We start from the raw sequence: 24,851 nt of genomic DNA, 5'->3' as shown, positions 1-24,851 counted from the left end.
CAACAGACAATCAGCTTTCATTTGCGGGGGCGAATTTCGATTGCCGAAGCGCCCCTTCTTCGCGGCTAGCCTCTCCGAAAAGCGCCTCCCGTATCACGCTCTGCGCCTTGCGGCGATCTCCGTTGCCTGGAGGGGCCGCATGTCGCCGCCAGTAAACAGACTCTCCGTCAGCGGCATCGATGCAGATGCCCACGTGATTGCGCGCTGCTTTGAGCAAAACGCCGCGCCAGGCTCCTTACTCTCATCTGCAAATTGCTGGAGGAACACATGACCAGAAAGCACAACGACTTCAACGGCGACGGCATGGATGACATCGTGTGGCGCAACGATGCCGGCGTCGTGCAGCTCTGGGACATGAGCGGTAGCACGATTCTTCACGCCAACTCTCTGGGCGCGGTGCCCAACAACTGGAATATCCTCGGAACCGGCGATTTCAACGGTGACAACAAGACGGATTTTATCTGGCGCAACGATGCCGGCGTCACGCAGATCTGGAACATGAACGACGGCACCATCGCCAGCACGCGCGCGCTCGGCGTGATTCCGGCGAACTGGAAGCTCCTGGGCACGGACGACTTCAACGGCGACGGCAAGACGGATCTGCTCTGGCGCAACGATGCCGGCGTCACGCAGATATGGAACATGGACGACGGCACGATCGTCAGCACCCGCTCGCTCGGCGTGATCCCGGCGAACTGGAATCTCGCAGGCACCGGAGATTTCAACGGTGACGGCAAGGCCGACCTGTTGTGGCGCAACGATGCCGGCGTCACACAGATCTGGAACATGAACGACGGCACCATCCTCAACACTCCCTCGCTCGGCGTGATCCCGGCGAACTGGAAAGTTGGGGCCGTGGACGACTTCAACGGCGACGGCAAGACGGATCTGCTCTGGCGCAACGATACCGGCGTCACTCAGATCTGGAACATGAACAGCGACGGCACGATCGCCAGCACCCGCTCGCTCGGCATAATTCCGTTGAACTGGACTCTCGCAGGCTCGGGAGACTTCAACGGCGACGGTATGGCCGACTTGCTTTGGCGCAACGATGCCGGCGTCGTGCAGATGTGGCAGATGAACGACGGTACCATCAGCCAGGCCACTTCGCTTGGCGTGATCCCGGCGAATTGGCGCATCGTCCTGCCTGGCAGCAACATCAACACCGTGACAGGCACGTCCGGCAATGATTCATTGTCCGGCACCAGCCAGGTCGACAACATCTATGGACTGGACGGTAACGACCGCCTGCAAGGCCTTGCCGGCAACGACACACTGGACGGCGGCAACGGCTTCGATCGCGCTGTTTACGCCGATGCGACCGGGTCGGTCACGGTGAACCTGGCGGCCGGCACGGCCGGCGGGGCCGGGGTAGGCACCGACACGCTCGTCGGCATCGAAGCGGCGTACGGCAGTGCCTTCGCTGACACTTTGACCGCCGCGGGATTTACCGGATTGACCGGCCAGCCCGGCGTCGGGGCCGGCCAAAGCGGCTTCGAGGGGGCCGGCGGCAACGACACCATCACGGGTGCGATCAACGCCCTGGGCCAGTCGATGACCCGTGTCGAATACCTCAACGCTTCCGCCGCGGTGACGGTGGATCTCGCCGCCGGCACTGGCCAGGGTACGGCGGCCGGCGATGCCGCCAATGTCGGTGTCGACACCTTCACCAACGCGTTGCAGGGCGTGTGGGGGTCGGCTTACGGCGACACAATTTATGGCAGGAATAACGGCCCCTTCACGTTTGAAGCGTTTGAAGGGCGCGGTGGCAACGACTTCATCGACGGCCGTGGCGGCTACGACATCGCCAACTACAACAACGACACGACGACCACCTCGGGCATTACGGTCAATCTCGCTGCGGGCACGGTGACGGGCGACTCCACGGTCGGCACCGACACGCTTCGTGACGTCGAAGCTGTGCGCGGCACAAACTTTGCTGACGTGCTCGATGCAACCGGTTATGGCCTTGCCGGGGCGCTGAACATCTCCTCCACCCAGGGCAACTTCGTCGACTTTGCCGGAGCCGGGGGCAACGACACCATCATCGGCAACGGCAACACCCGCCTTAACTTTCAGATCGCGGCGGCTGCCGTCACGGTCGATCTGCAGGTCACCGCCGGCACGGCACTCACGGTCGCCGGCGCATCGTCCGGTGCTACCGAGGGCGTTGATACCTTCACCGGCGTCAATGCGGTGCAGGGCTCGATGTTCGGCGACACGCTGCTGGGCTCCAGCTTCAACAACCAGTTCATCGGCCTTGGCGGCGACGACCTGATCGACGGTCGCGGTGGGTTCGACATCGCGATCTATCAAAGCCTGAGCACGGTGACGGGCCCCGTCACGGTGAACCTGGCGGCTGGTGTCGCGTCGGGCAATGCCTCGATCGGCACCGATACGCTGCGCAACATCGAGGGCGTTCAGGGCACCAATTTTGTCGACACTTTCAATGCCACCGGTTACGGGCTCGCCGGGGCGGCTAACGTCTCCACCAGCAATGGCAACTTCAACCAGTTCGAAGGTCTCGCGGGTAACGACAGCATCACCGGCAACGGCGCCACACGCGCGGTCTACGGCAATGCCACCTCCGCGGTGACGATCACCATCGGGGCGGGCGGCACGGGCTCGGGATCCGGCGATGCATCGGTTGGCACCGACACGTTCACCGGGGGCGTCAATGGCGGTTGGGGCAGCAACTTTGCCGATACTTACAACGCCTCGGCTTACACCGGCGGCAACACGTTCCAGGGCAATGGCGGCAACGACACCATCACCGGCAACGGCAGCACGCGGGTCGAGTTTTTCAATACCAGCGGGGCCGTGACGATCACGATCGGGGCCGGCGGCGCCGGTTCGGCGACAGGTGATAGCTCAGTCGGTACCGACACCTTCACCGGCGGCGTAAATGCTGCGATCGCCGGCAATTTTGCCGATACCTACAACGCTTCGGCCTTCAACAATGGTTTCAACTGGTTCCAGGGCAATGGCGGCAACGACACCATCACCGGCAATGGCTCTACCCAGATCAGATATGACACCGCAACCGCCGCGGTGACGGTCAACTTGTCGACCGGCACGGCGACGGGCGACGGTTCGGTCGGAACCGATACGATTACCGGCGGCGTGAACAACGTGCTCGGCTCGAACTTCGGTGACAACATTACCGGTAGTGCGAACGTTGACTTCCTGTTCGGCGGCGCCGGCAATGATCGTCTCCAGGGCCTGGGCGGCAACGATCAACTGGATGGCGGTCTTGGCTTCGACCGGGCGGTCTACGGCGATGCCACCGGCGGTGTTACCGTCAATTTGGCGGCTGGGACGGCGAGCGGTGCGGGCGTCGGCAGCGATACGCTGATCGGCATCGAGGCCATCTCCGGCAGCAATTTTGCCGATACGCTCGACGCGACCGGCTTCACCGGCGACACCGGTACGCCCGGCACGCAAGTCGGTTTCAACGAGTTCGAGGGCCGGGGTGGCAATGACACCATCACGGGCGGCACCAACAGCCAGGGGGCGATGCTGACGCGCATCTCCTATGCCAATGCCACGGCCGCAGTGACCGTGGATCTGGCGGCGCACTCGGCCACCGGCGATTCGTCCGTCGGAACCGATACGCTTGTTGGTTCGGGATTTAGCGGTGTTGTCGGTTCGGGTTTTGCCGATCAACTGCTCGGCAGCAGCAATGTCCAGGGCACGGTTGAGATATTCGAAGGCCGGGCCGGCAACGACACCATCAACGGCCGCGGCGGCTTCGATCGTGCGGACTATGCGCTCGATCCGGCGGCGGTGGGTGGCATCAGCGTGAACCTGGCCGCAGGCACCGTCACGGGCGATGCTGCAACGGTTGGCACCGATACGCTTATCTCTGTCGAAGCAGTGCGTGGGTCGATCAACGCCGATACCTATGACGCTACCGGCTTCAGCGGCAGCAGCACCAACGCGGGTTCGAACGGCACGTTCAACGAATTCAATGGCGCGGCGGGCAATGACACGGTCATTGGCAACGGCAACACACGTCTGGCCTTTGTCAATGCGACCGGAGCGGTCTTTGTCGATCTTCAAACGGGCGGCACGCCGGGTACCGGCACGGCGATCGGTGACGCATCGACGGGAACGGACACATTCAGTGGCGTCAATGCCGTGCAGGCCACGATGTTCAACGACACCATGTTCGGCAGCAACAACACCGCGGTCACCGAAACGTTTACTGGTCTCGCCGGCAACGACACCATAGATGGTCGCGGTGGCTTCGATATTGCCAGCTACAACAACATCTATTACTCGACCGGTCCTTTGACCATCGACATGGCGGCCGGCACGGCCACGGGAGATGCCTCGATCGGAACGGATACGCTGCGCAACATCGAAGGCATCCAGGGCACCAACTTCGCTGACAGCTACGTTGCGACTGGTTATGGCAGCGGCGGCGCCCTCAACGTGGGCAGCAACGGCAACTTCAACCAGTTTGAGGGTGCTGGCGGCAACGACACCATCACCGGCAACGGCAACACGCGCGCGATGTACCAAAATGCCACGGGCGCCGTTGCCGTGACGATCGGCGCCGGCGGCGCAGGCTCGGCCACCGGCGATGCATCGACAGGCACCGATACCTTCACCGGCGGCGTCAATTCCGCGTGGGGCAGCAACTTTGCCGACAGCTACAACGCCTCTGCCTTCGACAGCAACCAGTTCAACGCGTTGGAGGGCCGGGGCGGCAACGACACCATCACCGGCAACGGCTCCACCCAGGCGCATTACAGCACCGCCACCGGGGGCGTGACGATCACGCTCGGGGCCGGTGGCGCCGGTTCGGCGTCAGGCGATGCCTCGGTCGGCACCGACACCTTCACCGGCGGCGTCATCGGCGCGCTCGGCGGCAACTTTGCCGACAGCTACAATGCCTCGGCCTTTGTCGGGTTCAACTCGTTCCAGGGCGGCGGCGGCGCCGACACCATTACCGGCAACGGCTCCACCCAGGTGCAGTATGGTGGCGCCACCGGTGCGGTGGACGCCAACCTGTCGACCGGCATTGTGGCCGGCGGCGATGCTTCGGTGGGCACCGACACCATCACGGGTGGCGTCAACAGTGTGATGGGTTCGAACTTCAACGACCTCATCACCGGCCGCACCGCCGCTGACATCCTTAACGGCAATGCAGGCAACGACACCATCAAGGGCGGCGGCGGGGCCGACGTGCTCACCGGCGGCTTGGGCAACGATAATTTCGTGTTTGTATCGGGTTCCACAGTCGGTGCGACCATCACCGACTTTACCGGCAATGACGCCTCGGCCGGCGATACGCTCGAATTCCACGGCTTCGGCACGGCTGCCGGTGGTGCGACCCTGACGTTTATTTCGGGCACCCAGTGGCAGGTTCATTCCGGTCTGGACGGGCATAACGAAATCATCAACATCACCGGCAACGTTCATGCCAGTGACTACCAGTTCCTGGCATGATGCGTACTCGAGCGGAGCTCTACTGATCTTCTGTTCAATGCCCGTGGGTTGGTTGAAGACCACTTCTGGCCCATGGCAGGATTCCAGAACTGAAGCCCGCTTTCGGTGTTAGCCGAAGGCGGGAGGCGAGGGCACGCTGAAATGCCACGACACCTGGTCACACGGTTCAGCGGAATGGCCCGCTGAACCCGCGACGAATCGTGCTCGTCCATTGCGTTGCCAGGGGCGCACAGGACCCGGATCGAGCTCGCAGTGGTCGCGCTCTCCGATATGCCCGATCGGTCAGGACGGCGAGCCCGCCGATCAGCGTCTCTTGCAGATGTTCGGAAAAGATCGCCGTGGATGGCGAGCCGCGCGAGGGCAGCGTCCGCGCGGGCCGAAAATCCCGGCAAATCCTTATCGCGCAGGCGGTTTCGGCCCTCGCCTCAGGCAGCCGAAACAGTCGATTTGGTCCTTTGCAACGGCAAAAGCCTTTGTTATACGCAGGCCCGCTGCGGAACGCCTGTTTCGCCTATTCCCGGATAGCTCAGCGGTAGAGCATTCGACTGTTAATCGAATGGTCGCTGGTTCGAATCCAGCTCCGGGAGCCAATCAAATCAACCAGTTACTCACTTTTCGGCGCAGCGCCCTCAGGTGCCGCTTCCTGTTGGGCCACTTCTAGGGCCCACGTGAGAAATTTTGGGCTCATGAGCCGCATGCATTGGGTGCTGCCACAGCATCGTCAAATCTGAAGCGAGCCAGTTTGCGTCGGCGGCCCAGCGCTTTCGGGCGCGCCGATTATTGCGTTTTCGCCCGCGCTGTACCAAAAGGTGGCCAGTTTCTCACCGGTTTTCGGGGTCTCTTCACATGTCCGGTTTTTCGACGGCACGCCAGAAAATGGTCGATGGCCAGGTGCGTACCAGCGACGTTACCGACAGCCGGATTCTCGATGCCATGCTGGAAGTGCCGCGCGAGGCCTTCGTGCCGGAGAGCAAGCAGGCGCTGGCCTACCTCGATCTCGACCTCGACGTGAGCGCGGCCGGCGGCCCAAAGCGCTGCCTGATCAAGCCGGCCGTGACCGCAAAGCTGCTACAGGCCGCCGCGATCAAGGCCACCGACAGGGTGCTGGTGGTCGGCGTGGCCAGCGGCTATGCGGCCGCGCTGGTGGCGAAGATGGCTGCCGAAGTGACGGCGACCGAGAGCGATTCGGCGCTGGCGGCGAAGGCCGGCAGCATTTTGCGCCAGATCGGCTGTGGAAATGTCACCGTCAAGACGGGGGCGGCTGCCGACGGGGATACCGCGGGCGCCCCCTATGACGTGATCGTCCTCAACGGGGCCACCGAAATCACCCCGTCGGGGCTCTACGAGCAGCTCGCTGAGGGGGGCCGTCTGGTCGGGGTTTTTGCCGCTTCCCAGCCGCCCCGGGCGGCCATCGTGACCCGTTCCCACGGCGATTTCGGGAACCGGACGCTGTTTGACGCGGCGGTGCCCGTCCTGCCGGGCCTGGAACGGATGCCAGCATTCGTGTTCTAGCCCCTTGCTGGAAGTCTTTCCGTAACTAATGCCCGATAAAATCCGTTCTAAATCAGAAGTGTGGCCAGATTGCCCCACGTGAAGAGTTTCCGCAGCGCGGTGCTCGTTGGGGTGTTCCGTCGCGACTGGCTGCGCACTAAGGTGAGCTGGGACTCACTTGGAATGAAGCGGCACCGGCCCATGCGCGCGGGCCGGCAGTTGAACTGAACATAGGCGGATATTTGGGGATGCTTGGGGTGAAGGTATTCACCGGAGCTGCGGCTGCGGCCCTTCTTTTGGCTTGTGCGGGCCCGATGCCTGCTTTGGCCGATACGATCGAGGCCGCGCTAATTCGCGCCTATCAGACCAATCCGCAGCTCAACGCGCAGCGCTCACAGGTGCGCGCCACCGACGAAAACGTGCCGCAGGCCTTGTCGGGCTATCGCCCGAAAGTCGCCGTCACCGCGAGCGCCGGCTATCAGTATACCGACGTGCTCACCACCGCCGGCGGTACGCCCAACACGCTCGTGCGCAGCAACGTTCACGGTACCAACGCGCCGAGGAGCGCAGGCGTCACCATCTCGCAGACGCTGTTCAACGGCAATCAAACCGCGAACCGGACCCGCGCCGCGGAGAGCCAGGTTTCGGCGGCGCGCGAAGGTTTGCGCGTGCTGGAGCAGACTGTGCTGCTCTCGGCCGCGACCGTGTACATGGACTATCTGCGCGACTCCGCGATCGTCGAGGTTCAGAAGAGCAACGTCCGCGTGCTGGAGCAGACGCTGAAGCAGACCAGGGACCGCTTCAACGTCGGCGAAGTCACCCGCACCGACGTTGCGCAGTCGGAAGCCCAGCTTGCCGCCGGCAAGACCCAGCAACTCACTGCCGAATCCAACCTGACCACGACGCGAGCCAATTTCCGGCGCATCATCGGCAGCGAACCCGTGGCGCTCGCACCGGGCTCGCCGGTGGATCGTTTTCTGCCGCCGACCTTGCCCGGGGCTGTCGATCTCAGCCTGACGCAAAACCCGAACGTAACCGCGGCGATGTTCGGCATCGACGTCAGCTATCTCCAGGTCAAGGTGAACGAAGGCGCGCTGTTTCCGACCGTGACGCTACAGACGTCGGTGCAGCAATCCTATGAGCAGTCGCTGACGATCTTCCGTTCCTTCGGCGCTTCCACCGTCGCGCAGTTGTCAGTACCGGTCTACCAGGGCGGCGCGGAATATTCGCTGATCCGCCAGTCCAAGGAAACGCTGGCGCAGCAGCGCCTCAACCTGGAACAGGTCCGCGACCAGGCCCGCGCCAACGTGGTGCAGGCGTGGGGTCAGCTCGTTGCCGGCAAGGCGCAGGTGCAATCGGCGCAGTCGCAGGTGACCGCTTCCGAAATCGCGCTGAACGGCGTGCGCGAAGAAGCCAAGGCCGGCCAGCGCACCACGCTCGACGTGCTCAACGCGCAGCAGGCGCTGGTCAATGCGCGCGTTGCGCTGGTCACCGCCCAGCACGACCGGGTGGTGGCGTCCTATTCGGTGCTGAACGCGGTTGGTCGGCTGTCGCCGATCGTGCTCAATCTGAATACGAACGTGTATGACCCGAGCATCCACTATCACCAGGTCCGCGATAGCTGGGCCGGCGTGCGGACACCCGACGGCCGTTAACGTCGATTGCGTGTTCGCTTGATGGCGAGCCGCTCATTTGCTTGCACTATTATTGTCATGACGTAGCCTTATCTGGGGCGAGAGGGCGATTCGCGCCGTGCTTTCGCGCCGGTCGGCGTTAGAACATGATCCGGAAAAGTGGGTACCGGTTTTCCGAAAAGATCATGCTCGAACAAAAAGATAGAGCGGGATGACGATTCGAAGAAAAGTCATCGCGCTCTGGTGATTCGCCGACGGGCGCAGAATAGCGATGTGCGCGATCGGTTTTTGCGGCGCTTGATCTGGGGACAAGTCAGGCGGTTGCCATGGAAAATCCGGACCCGCAAATGCGGAACCAGCGAATCTCCTCCGGCTTGGTGTAAAACTCGGCGTTGATGATGTGGAGTCGGAGATGACGCAGCCTGCAAAGGTCCAAGAGCCCTCGATGGAGGAGATTCTGGCGTCGATCCGGCGTATCATCGCCGATGACGAGGCGAAGCCCGCGGCCGAAAAGTCCGCTGCGCCGCCACCAAAGTCCGCGATGAGGGATATCCCGCCCTCGGCGATTTCCACCGCATCGGCTGCGGCGGCCAGGACGGCCACGCCACCTCCAAAGCCCGCGCCGCCACCTCCGCCGGCGCCTGCTGCGGCCAACAGCCAGGATGACATCGACGCGATGCTGGCGAGCCTCGACGAGGCGACGCCTGAGGCCGAGGTGCGCTCGCCCCAGCCCGACGCTGAAGTCCTTGAGCTCACCGACGAGATGGCGCTGCCGGATCCGCCGCCACCGGCACGAGCTACCGCATTCAAGAAGGTCGATCCGCAGGACGATATCGAATTCACGGAGGCCGCTGCGGCTGCGCGGACCATGCCGCCACAGCCGGCCTATGAACCGCCGCCGATCGAAACGGCGGCTTCCCAGCAGGCGATCCTGTCGCGTTCGACCGTGAATGCGGTGGAGTCCGCCTTCAATACGCTCGCCAATACCGTCTTGAGCAACAATGCGAGGACGCTCGAGGATCTGGTGAAGGAAATGCTGCGGCCGATGCTGAAATCCTGGCTCGATGACAATCTGCCAGGACTGGTGGAACGCATCGTCAAGGCCGAGATCGAACGGGTTTCCCGCGGCAGGTAGGGCATGATCCGGAAAAGTGGGCACCGGTTTTCCGAAAGATCATGCCCAATTGAATAGCCGTTTCGGGTCGATATCGCCCCGATTTGACCAATACAAAAGCTTCAAATTGGCCTTTCCGGCGCCGGTCATGTTGACTTGGGGCGCCATGGCGGCTTTCTAGCCCTCCTCAAGCCATTTCCCGCGATGCCATGATCGAGAAAAATTACCAGCCCGCCGACATTGAAAGCCGCATGTCCCGCATCTGGGATGAGAGCGGCGCCTTCAAGGCTGGCCGCCCCGAGCGCAAGGGCGCCGAGCCCTTCACCATCGTGATCCCGCCGCCGAACGTGACGGGCTCATTGCACATGGGCCACGCGCTCAACAACACGCTCCAGGACATCTTGTGCCGCTTCGAGCGCATGCGCGGCCGCGACGTGCTGTGGCAGCCCGGCACCGATCACGCCGGCATCGCAACCCAAATGGTGGTCGAGCGGCAGTTGATGGAGCGGCAGGAACCCGGCCGGCGCGATCTCGGCCGCGAGAAATTCCTCGAACGCGTCTGGCAGTGGAAGGCCGAGAGCGGCGGCACCATCATCAACCAGTTGAAGCGACTGGGCGCCTCCTGCGACTGGTCGCGCGAGCGCTTTACGATGGACGAGGGGCTTTCGCGCGCGGTCGTCAAGGTGTTCGTCGAGCTGCACCGCCAAGGCCTGATCTACAAGGACAAGCGGTTGGTCAACTGGGATCCGGCGCTGGTCACCGCGATTTCCGACCTCGAAGTGCAGCAGGTCGAGGTCAAGGGCCATCTCTGGTATCTGCGCTATCCGATCGAGGGCAAGAATTTCAGCCCTGATGATCCGACCTCGTTCATCGTCGTCGCTACCACGCGGCCGGAGACGATGCTGGGCGATACCGGCGTCGCCGTGAATCCGGACGATGAGCGCTACACGAACCTGATCGGCAAGAACGTCATTCTGCCGCTGGTCGGGCGCAAGATCCCGATCGTCGGCGACGAAATTTCCGACCCCGAGAAAGGCTCGGGTGCGGTGAAGGTCACCCCCGCACACGACTTCACCGACTTTGAAATCGGCAAGCGCCATGGCCTGCCGCAGATCAACGTGTTCGACAAGGAGGCCTGCCTCACCCTGGTCGATAACGAGGATTATCTGCGCGGCCTGCCTGAAGGGGCCTCGCAGCTTGCCGAAGAGCTCAACGGGCTTGACCGTTTTGTCGCGCGCAAGAGGATCGTTGCGCGTCTGGAGGACTTTGGCTTCCTCGAAAAGATCGAGCCGAACGTGCACATGGTGCCGCATGGCGACCGCTCCAACGTGGTCATCGAGCCGTACCTGACCGATCAATGGTATGTCGACGCGAAGACCCTTGCCGCGCCCGCGATCGCAGCGGTGCGTTCCGGCGCCACCACGTTCGTGCCGAAGAACTGGGAAAAGACCTATTTCGAGTGGATGGAGAACATCCAGCCCTGGTGCATCTCGCGCCAGCTCTGGTGGGGTCACCAGATCCCGGCCTGGTATGGTCCCGACGGGAAATTCTTCGTCGCCGAGACCGAGGAAGAAGCCGTCGGCAACGCGCTCGGCTATTACGTCGAGCAGGAAGTGATCACGCCGGAGCAGGGCGCCGAGATGGCGCGCGACGCCTCGAAGCGTGAAGGCTTCATCACCCGCGACGAGGACGTGCTCGACACCTGGTTCTCCTCGGGACTGTGGCCGTTCTCGACGCTCGGCTGGCCCGACGAGACGCCGGAGGTGCAGCGCTACTATCCGACCAACGTGCTGGTCACCGGCTGGGACATCATCTTCTTCTGGGTCGCCCGCATGATGATGCTGGGCATCCATTTCATGGAAGAGGCGCCGTTCTCGACCGTCTACATCCATCGCCTCGTTCGCGACGAGAAGGGCGCGAAGATGTCGAAGTCGAAAGGCAACGTCATCGATCCCCTCGGCGTCATCGACGACTATGGCGCGGATGCGCTGCGCTTTGCGCTGGCGCGCGGCGCCGCGCACAGCCACGACATCAAGCTGTCGCCGCAACTCGTTGAAACCAATCGCAACTTTGCGACCAAGCTGTGGAATGCCTGCCGCTTTGCAGAGATGAACGGCTGCGCGATGCCGGCCGATTTCGATCCGGCCAACGCGCAGGAGACGCTGAACCGCTGGATCGCGCATGAGACCTCGCGGGCAACGCGCGAGGTCACCGAGGCGATCGAGGGTTATCGCTTCAACGACGCGGCGAATGCGATGTATCGCTTCGTCTGGAACGTCTATTGCGACTGGTATCTCGAACTCGCAAAGCCGGTGCTGACGGGCGAGGAGGGGACCGCGAAGGCGGAGACGCGCGCGATGGTTGCCTGGGCGCGCGACGAGATTTTGAAGCTGCTGCACCCGTTCATGCCGTTCATCACCGAAGAGCTGTGGGCGGTGACCGCAAAGCGCGACGGCCTGCTCGTGCTGGCGGACTGGCCGCGCAAGGCGGGCGCGCTCTCGGACGAGCAACTGGCATCGGTCGTGACCACCAGTCCGAGCGATGCGGTGATCCCATCGGTGATTCTCGCGCTCGATGCCGGCGAGTTTTCCGATCCCGAGGCCGAAGCCGAGATCGGCTGGGTGGTCGACCTCGTCACGGCGATCCGCTCGGTGCGCGCCGAAATGAACATCGCGCCGTCTGTCCTGACGCCGCTGGTGCTGGCCGCCGCCTCGGATGAAAGCAAGGCTCGGGCGCAGCGCTGGATCGACACCGTCAAGCGGCTGGCGCGGCTGGCCGATGTCTCCTTTGCCGACCGCGCGCCGGAAGGCGCGGTGCAACTCCTGATCCGTGGCGAGGTGGCCGCGCTGCCCCTCAAGGGCGTGATCGACTTTGCGGCGGAGCGCTCGCGGCTGGAAAAGGAGATCGGCAAGGCCGACGGCGACATCAAGCGCGTCGATGCAAAACTCGGCAACGAGAAATTCGTGGCGAACGCGCCGGAAGAGATCGTCGAGGAAGAAAAGGAAAAGCGCGAGGCCGCGCTGGCGCGAAAGACAAAGCTACAGGAAGCGCTGGAGCGCCTGAAGCGGGCATCCTAGCCGGCGCCTCTCGGCCGAAGCGGTCTGTCATCATCCGGTTCAACTTGTACCGGTGGCGTGAACCTCTGTCCGCATGGCGCCGACCAAACAGCCGACATGTTTGCCAGACAATCCGATCCTGCCGGCCGAAATCCCCGAAGAATTTCCCGCCGGGCCCTTTTGTTGACGATGGGAGCATTGCCGATGATCGCGGTTGATGGCGCCGCCGCGCCGGCGAAATCCCAAGTGAAATCCCAAGTGAAGCCGCGCCACGTCCTCTGCTTTCTTGGCGGTGAAGGTGGCAAGCAACGCCTGTCCGAGGCAGTGTCGGGGGCAATCGCAGAATTCGCAAAGGGTTTTGCCATCGACGAGATCTATTCCCGCACGGAAGCAGACCCTCGGATGGAACGCTCGTTCGGCGTTTGCTGGGACCGCGTCGAGCCCAATGCGTGGACAGACAAGGACGAGGAAGCCGTCCTCAACCATAAATCCGTGCTCTATGTGCAGGGACCACCGATGACGGCCGACACCGCCGTCACGGTTTCGGCGGGGGCCCTGATGCTGGTCGTTGCCGCAATCAAGGCGGGCGCTGTGGCTATCAAGGGCGAGAGCGCCGGTATCGCGCACGGGTTGGCGCGATGGCAGCGATTGGCCATTCAGGCCGGTTCGGCGTTGCAGTCCGACGACGACCTTGCGCTGCGTCGCATCTGCCGTCTTGCCTTCGCCAAGCGGCCGTTGTCGTCGGAAAAGTACCTTGAGAGCGTCGGCTTTCATCTGATCGGCCTGCCGGACGTCTATGTCGCAAAATCGTATGGCAGCGAGCGGGAGGCTGTCGCGCTGATGGATGGCGTTGCCGAAGACATGGCGCGGCAAAAGCTCGGCGATGTGCTGCGGGCGCGCAAGGCAACGCTGTCCCGCGAGCAGTCCTATGCTGCCGATGATTTCAAGTTCAACCCCTACGGCATCGTGGTCATCGACCGGCGCATCTGAGGCGAGGGCGCAGTCGCGCGATCAACCTCCTCAAAACGGCTTGCTCAGGAATTTCGAACCCATCAGCCCATAGCGCCACGGCAGTGCCACCGCCTTGGTGATGCCGATGCGGATGCCCGTTGCGATCTCAGGCTTTGCCATGCGCGCAAACAGCGCGATCGGCGGCTTATCGAGCGGCAGCTCGCTGTGCGCGATCGTGATGCCCATCGCCTGGCAGAGCTTTCCTGGTCCCGAACACAATGCGCGCTCGTCGCCGAGGCCGCGGCGGCGGCGCATGGCGGCGAGCCCATGGGTCGGCTCGATCGCGCGGATCAGCACCGCGCTCGCAGAACCCTCGCCTTCGCAGACGAAATTGACGCACCAGTGGATGCCATAGGAGCGGTAGACATAGGAAAACCCAGCCGGTCCGAACATCACGCGGTTGCGGGGCGTCGGGCCGCGATAGGAATGCGCGGCCGGATCGGTGTGGTGGTAGGCCTCGACCTCGACGATGATGCCGCCGACGCCATTGACCAGGAATGTCGCCCCGATCAAATCGGGCGCAACCTCATGCACGCTGCGGTCGAAAAACGCGCGCTTGAGCGGCTTGCCGAGGGTCGGGGTCACGGCAATGGCCGGTTTCGAGTTTCGAGGCATTCTGAAGCGGGGAATCGGGCTGGAACAGTCGGGAATAGGCCGCAAAGTGTTGCATGTTTGGGACGGCTTCGCGAGCCGGGTTGCAGGTGCCGGCCATACGGATTACCTAGGTATTTCAATCGCCGGGCACAGCCAATGGTCACCATCGTCGATACCATCTCATCCAATCCGCTGCGCCCGCGCCACCCCGAAAAGGTGAACCGGCCCGACGCGCTGTCGCCGCCAAAACCCGATTGGATCAGGGTGCGCGCGCCGAACACGCGCGGCTATGCCGACACCCGTAACATCGTCAAGGAAAACGGCCTCGTCACGGTGTGCGAGGAGGCGGGCTGCCCGAACATCGGCGAATGCTGGGACAAGAAGCACGCCACCTTCATGATCATGGGCGACACCTGCACCCGCGCGTGCGCGTTCTGCAACGTCAAGACCGGCATGCCCGGCGCGCTCGATCTGTCCGAGCCGGAACATGTGGCGGAAGCGACCTTCAAGCTCGGGTTGAAGCACGTCGTCGTCACCTCCGTCGACCGCGACGACCTCGCGGACGGCGGCGCCGGGCATTTTGCAAAAACCATCCGCGCGATCCGCGCCCGGTGCCCGAACACCACCATCGAAATCCTCACACCGGACTTCCTGCGTAAGGAAGGCGCACTGGAAGTGGTGGCCGCCGCAAAACCCGACGTGTTCAACCACAACCTCGAAACCGTGCCGTCGCGCTACCTCTCGGTCCGCCCGGGTGCACGCTATTTCCATTCGATCCGGCTGTTGCAGCGGGTCAAGGAGATCGATCCCACCATCTTCACCAAGTCGGGCATCATGGTGGGGCTGGGCGAGGAGCGGCACGAGGTGTTGCAGGTGATGGACGATCTTCGCTCGGCCGAGGTCGATTTCCTCACCATCGGGCAGTATCTACAGCCGACCCGCAAGCATCACGCTGTCATGCGCTACGTCACGCCGGATGAGTTCTCGGGCTATGAGAAGGTCGCCTACACCAAGGGTTTCCTGATGGTGTCCGCAAGCCCCTTGACCCGCTCGTCGCATCACGCGGGCGAGGACTTTGCCAAATTGCAGGCAGCGCGCGCGGCGCAAGCACGCTGACGCCGGAACGTTTCAATGCAACGCATCATGGTCATGGGATCGTCGGGGTCCGGCAAATCCACATTTGCTCGGCGGCTGTCTGACATCACGGGTATTCCCGTGGTGTCGATCGATGCGCTGTTCTGGCAGCCCGGCTGGGTCGAATCCGAACGGAGTGAGTTCAGGAAGCGACTGGCCGAGGCAACGCGCGAGCCCCGCTGGATCATGGACGGCAACTACACCTCTGCCGAGGGCGAATTGCGCCGCGAGATCTGCGATACCGTCTTCTGGTTTGACTTGCCGCGCCGGACCTGCATGCTCGGCATCCTGACGCGGATCGCAAAGAGTTACGGCCACGTCCGGCCGGAAATGGCGCCGGGTTGCCCCGAAAAGATCGATCTCGAATTCTTCCATTATGTCTGGACCTACCGGGCAAGGCAGCGGCCGAATCTGTTGGCCTTTTTCGAAGGGCTACGGCGCGATCAGACATTCATCACGTTTACCGACCGTGCGCAGGCCGACCGCTACTTACGCGACCTGGCGCCCGTGCCGAACCTTGCGAGCGTGCACTGATGCCGCGGTTTTCGAGCAAGCGCCGGGTGCGTCATACTGCACCGCAAATGTTCGACCTCGTCGCCGATGTCGAGCGCTATCCCGAATTCGTGCCGCTCTGCCAGGCGCTGAAAATCCGCCAGCGCACGCCCAACGATGACGGCACGGAGGTGCTGATCGCCGACATGACCGTGTCGTTCAAGCTGGTGCGGGAAACCTTCACCAGCCGCGTCACGCTCGACCGTCCCAATCTGAAAATCCTGGTCGAGTATTTGAAGGGCCCGTTCAGCAATCTGGAAAACCGCTGGACGTTCGAGCCGCGATCCGAAACCGAGTGCGATGTCGGCTTCTTCCTGTCCTACGAGTTCAGGAGCCGCATGCTCGCGATGCTGATGGGCTCGATGTTCGATGCGGCCTTTGCGCGATTTTCCGCCGCATTCGAGAAGCGCGCGGATAAGGTGTACGGGAAGGTAGGCTAGCGTATTCTCGTGCCCCTTACGCCGCTCGCTTCTGCCCGATCGCCTCGAACTGCGCCTTCTGCTCGTCGCTTAGTGTCTCATAAAATTCCCCGAGCGCGGTGTTCACGAGATAGACGGCTTGCTGCATGGCATTCAGCCGCCCTTCCACGGCATCGAGGCGGGCAGGTGGTGTCGTCGTGTCGTCCGGCGGGCACGCACTCAGGATCTCCCTGGCTGTGCCGTTGGCGTCCTGGAGCGCCTTGAACGCGGCGCGTTGGGTGTCGTTCAGGCGAAGCCTGGTCCCGATTTCATCCGGCCATCGCAACGGAGCCGGTTGCGCCGGACTGCAAGCTCGTGCGGGTGCGTCCATCTTGCGGCGGTCTTCGGCGAGCATCTTGAGCCTTGCTTCCTGCTCCTGGTCGAGGAGGTCGTAGAATTTGATCAGCGCCGGCTGCACGGTCGATTGTGCCTTGATCATCACGCCGATGCGATGCTGCATGATGGTGAGCCGCTCCGGTGCTGAAAGTGCAGCGTGTGCCGGACAGGTCGCACGGATCATGTGGCCGGCCGTGATCAACGCCGTGGCGAGATCCTCCAGGGCAGCGCGCTGTGCCTCATTGCCCGGCTGCACGGTTTGCTGGAGCTGGCCGATGAGGCCTTCGGAAATCAGGCGGCTGTCGTCGCCGCAGAGCTGTGCGACCAGCGGGACCTTGCGGTAGCGCCGGCCAGCGGGACGCGAGCCGGTGTAGGCGGCAAGCTCGGTGCGGCTATAAGGGGTGAAGATCGCGGCATGGATATCCGGGTAGCCGTAGCTCCAGAAGCCGGTGCCGTCGCCCCACATCGCATAATCGTAGACGTCATAGATGGCGAACGGCCAGAACATCGGCCCGACCCAACCATATCCGCCATCGTCGTGTTCCCACCATCCGCCCGAGGCGCGGCCGTTGTTCCAGCCCGCCAGCGCCGCGACCGCCGCGATCTGCTTGCGCGCCGCCGGGTCGGTCACGCCTGAGGCCATGGCCCTGCGGACGTTTCGCGACCTGTCGCCGGCCATTCGCGCGTGGCGGTAGTGGGCGTGACGACGGACGTGATGCGGTCGTCCGAGCGAAAGCACGCGGCCTACCGCGAGCCTGGCGACGCCGATGGGACTGACACCGATACGGATACCGGCAAACGCTTCACTCGACGGCAGAATCGTCAGAAGGGCAACGGCAATTCCTATGGGCCATTTGGGCATGGCACCTCTCCCGCGGAAAGCCCGGTCGCGTTACTTGTCGGCGGATAGATGACGCGTGGGGGAACTGAAAGTTCCCGCGAGTCGAACCTTGCGCTGAAAACCGGCAACAATCAGGTCGTCGCGCCTGAGATCGTCGATTAAGCGCGCGGAGGCGGCCTTCGCCGTTTTACCGGTGTACCGCCGCGCAGTGTCCGCGCCGCGCGTGGCCGCAGGCGGCTGGCCGCCTCGCGCCGCGGCTTTTTCGGCGCCTGCGGGCCGCGCGCCAGCTCCATCAGCATGCGCAAGGCTTCCACCACCGAACGTTGGCGCACGGCAATGCGGCCGATGGCGCCGAAACGATGCTCGCGGTGGATGATGCGGCCATCGCGCGCGGCGACCGCGAAATGCACGAGGCCGACCGGCTTGCCGGGCGTGGCGCCGCCGGGGCCGGCAATGCCGGTGATGGATACCGCAAGGTCGACACCAGCCTTTTCCAGCGCGCCGATCGCCATCTGTGTCGCGGTTTCCTTGCTCACCGCGCCAAATGTCGCAAGCGTGCTGGCTTTCACTCCGAGCATCGCGCGCTTGGCGTCGTTGGAATAGGTGACAAAGCCGCGGTCGATGACGTCGGAGGAGCCGGGGATGTCGGTGAGGGCGCCGGCGACGAGGCCGCCGGTGCAGGATTCGGCGGTCGCAATGGTCAGCTTGCGCATCCGGCAGAGATCGAGCAGCGAGCGGGACAATGCGCGGGCGTCGCTGCCGCTCATGGCTACTCGCTCCAGGGAAGTCGGATAGTGGCGCTCGCGGTCGCCGCGATGCCTTCCTCGCGGCCGGTGAAGCCGAGCCGCTCACTGGTGGTCGCCTTCACGGCGATGCGGGAGATATCGATGCCGGAAATCTCCGCGATCTTCGCGCGCATGGTGTCGCGCAGCGGGCCGATTTTCGGCCGCTCGCAGATCATGGTGACTTCGAGATTGGCGACACGCCCGCCGCGCGCGGTGACGCGGTCGACCGCGTATTTCAGGAAACGGTCGGAGGAGGCGCCCTTCCACTTGGGATCGCTGGGCGGAAAGTGCGAGCCGATATCGCCATCGGCGAGCGCGCCCAGAATGGCATCGACCAGCGCATGCAGGCCGACATCGCCGTCGGAGTGGGCGAGAAAGCCCTTATTGTGCGGCACGCGCACGCCGCAGATCATGACGTGGTCGCCCTCGCCGAAGGCATGCACGTCGTAGCCGGTGCCGGTCCTGATGTCGCCAAGCATGGCGCCAAGCCGGGCTTCCTCGCGCACAAAATCCTCTGGAGTGGTGAGCTTCATGTTCGCAGCATCGCCTTCAAAGGTCGCAACCGTCAATCCCGCCCATTCGGCGAGCGCCGCATCGTCGGTGAAATCGCTGCGGCCATCGCGCGCGGCGCGGCGATGCGCTTCCAGGATCACGTCATAGCGAAACGCCTGCGGCGTCTGTGCGATGCGCAGCCGGGCGCGCTCCGGCGTGCCGGTGACATCGCCGCCGTCATCGACCTGCTTGATCGTGTCGGTGACGGCAATGACGGGGACAGCCGCGCCGGTGCGCCCCGCCGCGTCGATCGCGCGCGAGATCACCGCCGATGTCACGAAAGGACGCGCCGCGTCGTGGATCAGCACGATATCCGGCTTGTCGTTTGCCAATGCCTCGAGCCCGGCATGCACCGATTGCTGACGCGTCGCGCCGCCATTGGCGGGAGGCGCGTGGCGCAGGCTGGAGACGGCCTCGTTGAAGAGAGCGACATCATCGGGATTTACGACCGGCTGCACCGTCGCCACATCGGGATGGCGGCAAAAGGCCTGCATGGCCCGGAAGATCACGGTCTGGCCGCCGATCGTGCGGTACTGCTTGGGGCCGCCCGCGCCCGCGCGGAGCCCGCGCCCGGCTGCGACTAGGATGGCGGCGGTACGCACGGGCTTTTGCATTTGACTCAAAATCTTGGAGGCGTCGGTTGATGCGGGGCAGGAGGTTGCCGTCGGCGCCCAGCCCTTACCACGGCTCGCGCTGAAAGACAGAGCGATTCCATAGCGCGGGTTGGAAAAGTGGAAACCGGTTTTCCGAGGCGGACAGAACGGGATGACGGGTCAAGCCGTTCTTCCTGTGGAAAAGCAGATTTTGTTGCAGTGCACTTGCACAAATGATAGAACTGTCTAAACTGTAGGCATGAAGCTTGACTGCACAAGATTTGTGCTCAGAATAGGCGCTGGCGGTTGCAATGGCGCGGCTGCCCGAGAAACGAGACACCTGTGACCGGCCTGGAATTCCGACGCCCTAAGCCGTTGAAAATAGGCGACATTGAGCTCGCCAACCGGGTTCTTCTCGCGCCGATGTCCGGCGTTACCGATGCTCCCTTCCGGCGACTCGTGGCGCGCCTTGGCGCCGGTCTGGTCGTCTCCGAAATGACCGCCAGCGACGACCTTGTGAATGGCAAGCCGATGTCCCGGCTGCGCTGCGAGGCGGCCGGCATCGGCCCCCACGTGGTGCAGCTTGCGGGCTGTGAGGCCCGCTGGATGGCAGAGGGCGCGCGGATTGCCGAGGCCGCCGGCGCCGACATCATCGACATCAACATGGGCTGCCCGGCCCGCCATGTGACGGGCGGCCAGTCCGGCTCGGCGCTGATGCGCGATCTCGACCACGCGCTCACGCTGATCGAGGCGACGATCTCGGCGGTGAAGGTGCCGGTGACGCTGAAGATGCGGCTCGGCTGGGACGACCGCTCGATCAACGCGCCGGAGCTGGCGCGCCGCGCGGAAAGTGCCGGTGTGCAGATGATCACCGTGCATGGCCGCACCCGCTGCCAGTTCTACAAGGGCGATGCCGATTGGGCCGCGGTGCGCGCGGTCAAGCAAGCGGTGTCGATTCCGCTGGTCGTGAACGGCGACATCACCTCGTTCGAGATGGCCGTCAGCGCGCTGGAAAAATCCGGCGCCGACGCCGTCATGGTCGGCCGCGGCGCGCAGGGCCAGCCCTGGCTGCCCGGCCAGGTCGGCCGCCGGCTCGATACCGGCACGACAGAGGCCGCACCGCCGCTCACCGAGCAGCTCAATCATGTCCGTGCGCTCTATGACGAGGTCTGCCGCCATTACGGGCTGCGCGTCGGCCTTCGTCATGCGCGCAAGCATCTCGGCTGGGCGCTCGACGTCGCTGCCCTCTACAGCCGGGCGCCGGCCGCGACGCTGAAAGGCTGGCGGCAGAAGATCTTGACCTCCGACGAACCGGCGAGTGTGCACCGCTCGCTCGGCGAGGCCTATGACGACTTCGCATGGAGTGCCGCTGCATGAACACAGCCGCAGAATACCGCAGCAGGCCGACGCCCTCCGACGGCGAAGCGATTCTCAATGCGCTGCCGAATCCTGTGGTCCTGGTTGCGCCCGACGGCAAGATCGTCGATGCCAATATCGCAGCGGAATCGTTCTTTGAAATCTCAACGCAATTCCTGCGGCGCCAGTCGCTGAAGGAGCTGGTGCCGTTCGGCAGTCCGCTGCTTGCGCTGATCGATCAGGTCCGCGCCACCGGCTCGCCGGTCAACGAATACAAGGTCGATCTCGGCACGCCGCGGATCGGCGGCGACCGCCAGGTCGATCTGCATGTCGCACCGCTGACCGAAAGGCCCGGCCATATCGTCGTGATGCTCCAGGAGCGCACGATCGCCGACAAGATGGACCGTCAGCTCACCCATCGCAGCGCCGCCCGCTCGGTGATCGCGCTCGCCGCCATGCTGGCGCACGAGATCAAGAATCCGCTCTCCGGCATCCGCGGCGCGGCGCAGCTCCTGGAGCAGCAGGCCTCGTCCGAGGACCGCATGCTGACACGACTGATCTGCGACGAGGCCGACCGCATCGTTACCCTGGTCGACCGCATGGAGGTGTTCGGCGACGAACGCCCGGTGGCGCGCGGGCCGGTCAACATTCATTCCGTGCTCGATCACGTCAAACGGCTGGCGCAGTCGGGCTTTGCCCGCAATATCAAGTTCATCGAGGATTACGATCCCTCGCTGCCGCCGGTGCTGGCCAACCAGGACCAGCTCATCCAGGTGTTCCTCAATCTCGTGAAGAACGCCGCCGAAGCCGTCGCCGACCTCGGCAGCGATGCGGAAATCCACCTCACGACGGCGTTCCGCCCGGGCGTGCGCCTCTCGGTGCCGGGCAAGAAGACGCGGGTATCGCTGCCGCTCGAATTCTGCGTCAAGGACAACGGCTCCGGCGTGCCGGAAGATTTGTTGCCGAACCTGTTCGATCCCTTCGTCACGACCAAGCAGACCGGCAGCGGCCTTGGCCTTGCGCTGGTCGCCAAGATCGTCGGCGATCACGGCGGCATCATCGAATGCGAGTCGCAACCGCGCAAGACCACGTTCCGCGTGCTGATGCCGATGTACAGCACTTCCAGGAAATTCGACCCCAGCAATCGCGACGACGTTCCGGGTACGCCGTCGCCTGCCTCACAGGAATAACGATGAGGAATAACGAAAATGCCCGCAGGTAGCATTCTGGTCGCCGATGACGATACCGCCATCCGCACGGTTCTGAACCAGGCCCTGTCACGCGCCGGATACGAGGTGCGCCTGACCGGCAACGCGGCAACGCTCTGGCGATGGGTAAGCCAGGGGGAGGGCGATCTCGTCATCACCGACGTGGTGATGCCGGACGAGAACGCATTCGACCTGTTGCCGCGCATCAAGAAGATGCGGCCGAACCTGCCGGTCATCGTCATGAGCGCGCAAAACACCTTCATGACGGCGATCCGCGCTTCCGAACGTGGCGCCTACGAATATCTGCCAAAGCCGTTCGACCTGAAGGAGCTGATCACCATCGTCGGCCGCGCGCTGGCGGAGCCGAAGGAGCGGGCGGCCAGCCACGAAGACGAATCCGAATTCGATGCGATCCCGCTGGTCGGCCGCTCGCCGGCGATGCAGGAAATCTATCGCGTGCTGGCGCGGCTGATGCAAACCGACCTGACCGTGATGATTTCGGGCGAGTCCGGCACCGGTAAGGAACTGGTGGCGCGCGCGCTGCACGATTACGGCAAGCGGCGCAATGGCCCGTTCGTCGCCGTCAACATGGCGGCGATCCCGCGCGACCTCATCGAGTCGGAACTGTTCGGCCATGAGCGCGGCGCGTTCACCGGCGCCAACACCCGTGCTTCCGGCCGCTTCGAGCAGGCCGAGGGCGGCACGCTGTTTCTCGATGAAATCGGCGACATGCCGATGGAAGCGCAGACGCGCCTGCTGCGCGTGCTCCAGCAGGGCGAGTACACCACCGTCGGGGGCCGTACTCCGATCAAGACCGACGTGCGCATCGTCGCCGCCTCGAACAAGGATTTGCGCATCCTGATCCAGCAGGGCCTGTTCCGGGAAGACCTGTTCTTCCGCCTGAACGTCGTGCCGCTGCGCCTGCCGCCCTTGCGGGAGCGGATCGAGGATCTGCCCGATCTTGTCAGGCACTTCTTCTCGCTCGCCGAAAAGGACGGCTTGCCGCCGAAGAAGCTCGACACGCAGGCGCTGGAGCGCCTCAAGCAGCACCGCTGGCCCGGCAACGTCCGCGAACTGGAAAACCTCGCGCGCCGGCTTGCTGCGCTCTATCCGCAGGACGTCATTACGGGTTCCGTCATTGACGGCGAGCTTGCGCCGCCCGCCGTCACGTCGGGCAGCAACGCCAGCCAGAGCGTCGACAATCTCGGCGGTGCGGTCGAGGCCTATCTCTCCTCGCACTTCTCGGGCTTTCCCAACGGGGTGCCGCCGCCGGGCCTCTATCACCGCATCCTCAAGGAGATCGAGGTGCCGCTGCTGACGGCCGCGCTGGCGGCCACGCGCGGCAACCAGATCAGGGCCGCCGATCTGCTCGGGCTGAACCGCAACACGCTGCGCAAGAAGATCCGGGATCTCGATATCCAGGTCTACCGCAGCGGAGGCTAGGCGAGGGCGGGGCGGCCCAGCCTCGCCTGACGATGCCGCCGGTACCAGAACAATGCCGCGACAATCAGAAGGTTGATGATCCCTCCGATCGCGGCGTTGGCGTAGGGCAGCAAATAGCTCGCCGTGATGTCGTAGAAGAAGCCGGCCTGATAGCCGCCGAGCCCCATGCCGATCCACCCCGCCGTGGTGACGATCGACATCGCCGTGCCGGATAGCCGCAGCGGCGCTGCCTCGCGGGCGCAGATCAGGAGGCATGTCATTACGCCGGCAAAGCCGAAGCCGAACAGGATCGAGAGGTTGAACAGCATGGCGATGTCGCGCGTCTGGGTGAACCAGAACACCACGGATGTCTGCGCCAGCGAGGAGAGGAAGTAGGTTGCGAGGCCACCGATCCGGTCGGCAAGCCATCCAAAGAACACGCGGCCGAAAACGCCCGAGATCATCAACGAAAGCAATAGGCCCGCGGCCGTGCTCGGGCTGCATCCGATATCGATCCCGAGCGGCACCAGATGCACCAGCGGCACCGCCATGCAGATGCAGCAAAACAGGCCGGCGAGGCTGAGCCAGGCGATGCTGATCGCATGCGGCACATTCCAGAGATTGGAATCGTCCTGCACGTTCTGGCGCGTCGCCATGGCAACCGAGGGCGCGGGCAGCAGGAAAAACATCAGCGGAAACAGCAGGACGAAATAGCCGGCTCCCAGATAAAGTGCGGCGGTCCGCCAGCCGAAATCGGCGATCAGATGTTGCAGGGCATAGGGCACGATGCCCTGACCGATCGCACCGCCCGCGGTCGCGATGCCGATGGCAAGACCCTTGCGCGCGCTGATCCACAATCCCGCGAGCGCCAGCATCGGCGTAAACAGGCAGGCAAATCCGGCAAAACCGATCAGGAAATAGATCGCGTACAGCGACGGCAGACCGGCAAGCCATCCAAGCGCCGCGATGCCGCCGGACATTCCGAAGGTGCCGATGACGGCAATCCGCTTCACGCCGATCCTGTCCGAAAGGCTGCCCCACATCAGGCCGCCGAGCGCGGCGCCAATCGTGTGCATGGTGTAGGCCATCGACGTGTCGGCGCGCAGCCAGCCAAACTCCTGCTCGAACGGCTTCATGAACACCGACACCGTGGCGCCGGCGCCGAAGCCGAGCGCCAGGCAGACGGTGGATATCGCGACGATCACCCAGCCATAGGGCGGATCGGTCACGCGGTCGTTTGCAAGCGTCGTCATGCTA

General features: G+C 63.9%; 17 protein-coding genes and 1 tRNA gene. 13 read left to right on the top strand and 5 right to left on the bottom strand.

Annotation, left to right across the window (positions count from 1 at the left end):
* The first annotated feature begins 267 nt into the window (after positions 1-267).
* The 7 genes from JQ628_RS05970 (at position 268) to JQ628_RS05940 (ending at position 13,742) form a co-directional block, all read left to right on the top strand.
* Positions 268-5,457: an FG-GAP-like repeat-containing protein gene (locus JQ628_RS05970; protein WP_212220683.1), complete on the top strand. Its 5,190-nt coding sequence runs from the start codon at positions 268-270 to the stop codon at positions 5,455-5,457.
* A gap of 515 nt (positions 5,458-5,972) precedes the next feature.
* Positions 5,973-6,047, top strand: a tRNA-Asn gene (locus JQ628_RS05965).
* A gap of 256 nt (positions 6,048-6,303) precedes the next feature.
* Positions 6,304-6,969 (top strand): protein-L-isoaspartate O-methyltransferase family protein, encoded by a 666-nt coding sequence (locus JQ628_RS05960; RefSeq protein WP_212220680.1) that lies wholly within the window; start codon positions 6,304-6,306, stop codon positions 6,967-6,969.
* A gap of 227 nt (positions 6,970-7,196) precedes the next feature.
* Positions 7,197-8,603: a TolC family outer membrane protein gene (locus tag JQ628_RS05955; protein WP_212220677.1), complete on the top strand. Its 1,407-nt coding sequence runs from the start codon at positions 7,197-7,199 to the stop codon at positions 8,601-8,603.
* Between the two features lie 391 nt (positions 8,604-8,994).
* Positions 8,995-9,717: a PopZ family protein gene (locus JQ628_RS05950; RefSeq protein ID WP_212220673.1), complete on the top strand. Its 723-nt coding sequence runs from the start codon at positions 8,995-8,997 to the stop codon at positions 9,715-9,717.
* A 188-nt stretch (positions 9,718-9,905) separates the two neighbouring features.
* Positions 9,906-12,773: a valine--tRNA ligase gene (locus JQ628_RS05945; RefSeq protein ID WP_212220671.1), complete on the top strand. Its 2,868-nt coding sequence runs from the start codon at positions 9,906-9,908 to the stop codon at positions 12,771-12,773.
* A 183-nt stretch (positions 12,774-12,956) separates the two neighbouring features.
* Positions 12,957-13,742: a hypothetical protein gene (locus JQ628_RS05940; RefSeq protein ID WP_212220668.1), complete on the top strand. Its 786-nt coding sequence runs from the start codon at positions 12,957-12,959 to the stop codon at positions 13,740-13,742.
* A 30-nt stretch (positions 13,743-13,772) separates the two neighbouring features.
* Here JQ628_RS05940 and JQ628_RS05935 read toward each other — a convergent pair whose 3' ends face one another.
* A complete protein-coding gene (locus tag JQ628_RS05935; RefSeq protein ID WP_212220665.1) occupies positions 13,773-14,378 on the bottom strand; it encodes a DNA-3-methyladenine glycosylase in 606 nt (201 codons plus the stop codon).
* Between the two features lie 135 nt (positions 14,379-14,513).
* Between JQ628_RS05935 and lipA the strand changes: the two genes are divergently transcribed.
* The 3 genes from lipA to JQ628_RS05920 are packed head-to-tail and all read left to right on the top strand — an operon-like array spanning position 14,514 to position 16,483.
* Positions 14,514-15,473, top strand: coding sequence for a lipoyl synthase (gene lipA / locus JQ628_RS05930; RefSeq protein WP_212220662.1), 960 nt, complete (start codon positions 14,514-14,516; stop codon positions 15,471-15,473).
* A gap of 15 nt (positions 15,474-15,488) precedes the next feature.
* Complete coding sequence (locus JQ628_RS05925) at positions 15,489-16,025, top strand: DNA topology modulation protein (RefSeq protein WP_212220659.1); 537 nt, start codon at positions 15,489-15,491, stop codon at positions 16,023-16,025.
* Positions 16,025-16,483, top strand: coding sequence for a type II toxin-antitoxin system RatA family toxin (locus JQ628_RS05920; protein WP_212220656.1), 459 nt, complete (start codon positions 16,025-16,027; stop codon positions 16,481-16,483). Before JQ628_RS05925 ends, JQ628_RS05920 begins: the two co-directional genes overlap by 1 nt.
* A gap of 16 nt (positions 16,484-16,499) precedes the next feature.
* Here JQ628_RS05920 and JQ628_RS05915 read toward each other — a convergent pair whose 3' ends face one another.
* The 3 genes from JQ628_RS05915 to JQ628_RS05905 form a co-directional block, all read right to left on the bottom strand.
* Positions 16,500-17,699, bottom strand: coding sequence for a Spy/CpxP family protein refolding chaperone (locus JQ628_RS05915; RefSeq protein ID WP_212220653.1), 1,200 nt, complete (start codon positions 17,697-17,699; stop codon positions 16,500-16,502).
* A gap of 137 nt (positions 17,700-17,836) precedes the next feature.
* Complete coding sequence (locus tag JQ628_RS05910) at positions 17,837-18,445, bottom strand: CinA family protein (protein WP_212220650.1); 609 nt, start codon at positions 18,443-18,445, stop codon at positions 17,837-17,839.
* A 2-nt stretch (positions 18,446-18,447) separates the two neighbouring features.
* A complete protein-coding gene (locus JQ628_RS05905) occupies positions 18,448-19,629 on the bottom strand; it encodes a bifunctional 2-C-methyl-D-erythritol 4-phosphate cytidylyltransferase/2-C-methyl-D-erythritol 2,4-cyclodiphosphate synthase (RefSeq protein ID WP_212220645.1) in 1,182 nt (393 codons plus the stop codon).
* Between the two features lie 354 nt (positions 19,630-19,983).
* On the opposite strand from JQ628_RS05905, the gene dusB reads away from it, so the two are divergent.
* Genes dusB through ntrC form a run of 3 tightly spaced genes read left to right on the top strand, consistent with a single transcriptional unit; the run spans position 19,984 to position 23,615 of the window.
* A complete protein-coding gene (gene dusB, locus JQ628_RS05900) occupies positions 19,984-20,985 on the top strand; it encodes a tRNA dihydrouridine synthase DusB (protein WP_212221135.1) in 1,002 nt (333 codons plus the stop codon).
* A complete protein-coding gene (locus JQ628_RS05895) occupies positions 20,982-22,154 on the top strand; it encodes a two-component system sensor histidine kinase NtrB (protein WP_212220642.1) in 1,173 nt (390 codons plus the stop codon). The genes dusB and JQ628_RS05895 overlap by 4 nt, the downstream gene beginning before the upstream one ends.
* Before the next feature lie 18 nt (positions 22,155-22,172).
* The gene (gene ntrC, locus JQ628_RS05890) at positions 22,173-23,615 is read left to right on the top strand and encodes a nitrogen regulation protein NR(I) (RefSeq protein ID WP_212220639.1); all 1,443 of its coding nucleotides are present in this window, start codon (positions 22,173-22,175) and stop codon (positions 23,613-23,615) included.
* Here ntrC and JQ628_RS05885 read toward each other — a convergent pair.
* Positions 23,612-24,847, bottom strand: coding sequence for an MFS transporter (locus JQ628_RS05885; RefSeq protein WP_212220636.1), 1,236 nt, complete (start codon positions 24,845-24,847; stop codon positions 23,612-23,614). The genes ntrC and JQ628_RS05885 overlap by 4 nt on opposite strands.
* Positions 24,848-24,851 lie beyond the last annotated feature (4 nt).

This window comes from Bradyrhizobium lablabi (assembly GCF_018129385.1).
Lineage (GTDB): Bacteria > Pseudomonadota > Alphaproteobacteria > Rhizobiales > Xanthobacteraceae > Bradyrhizobium > Bradyrhizobium lablabi_C.
This window is presented reverse-complemented; position numbering and strand designations above follow the sequence as displayed.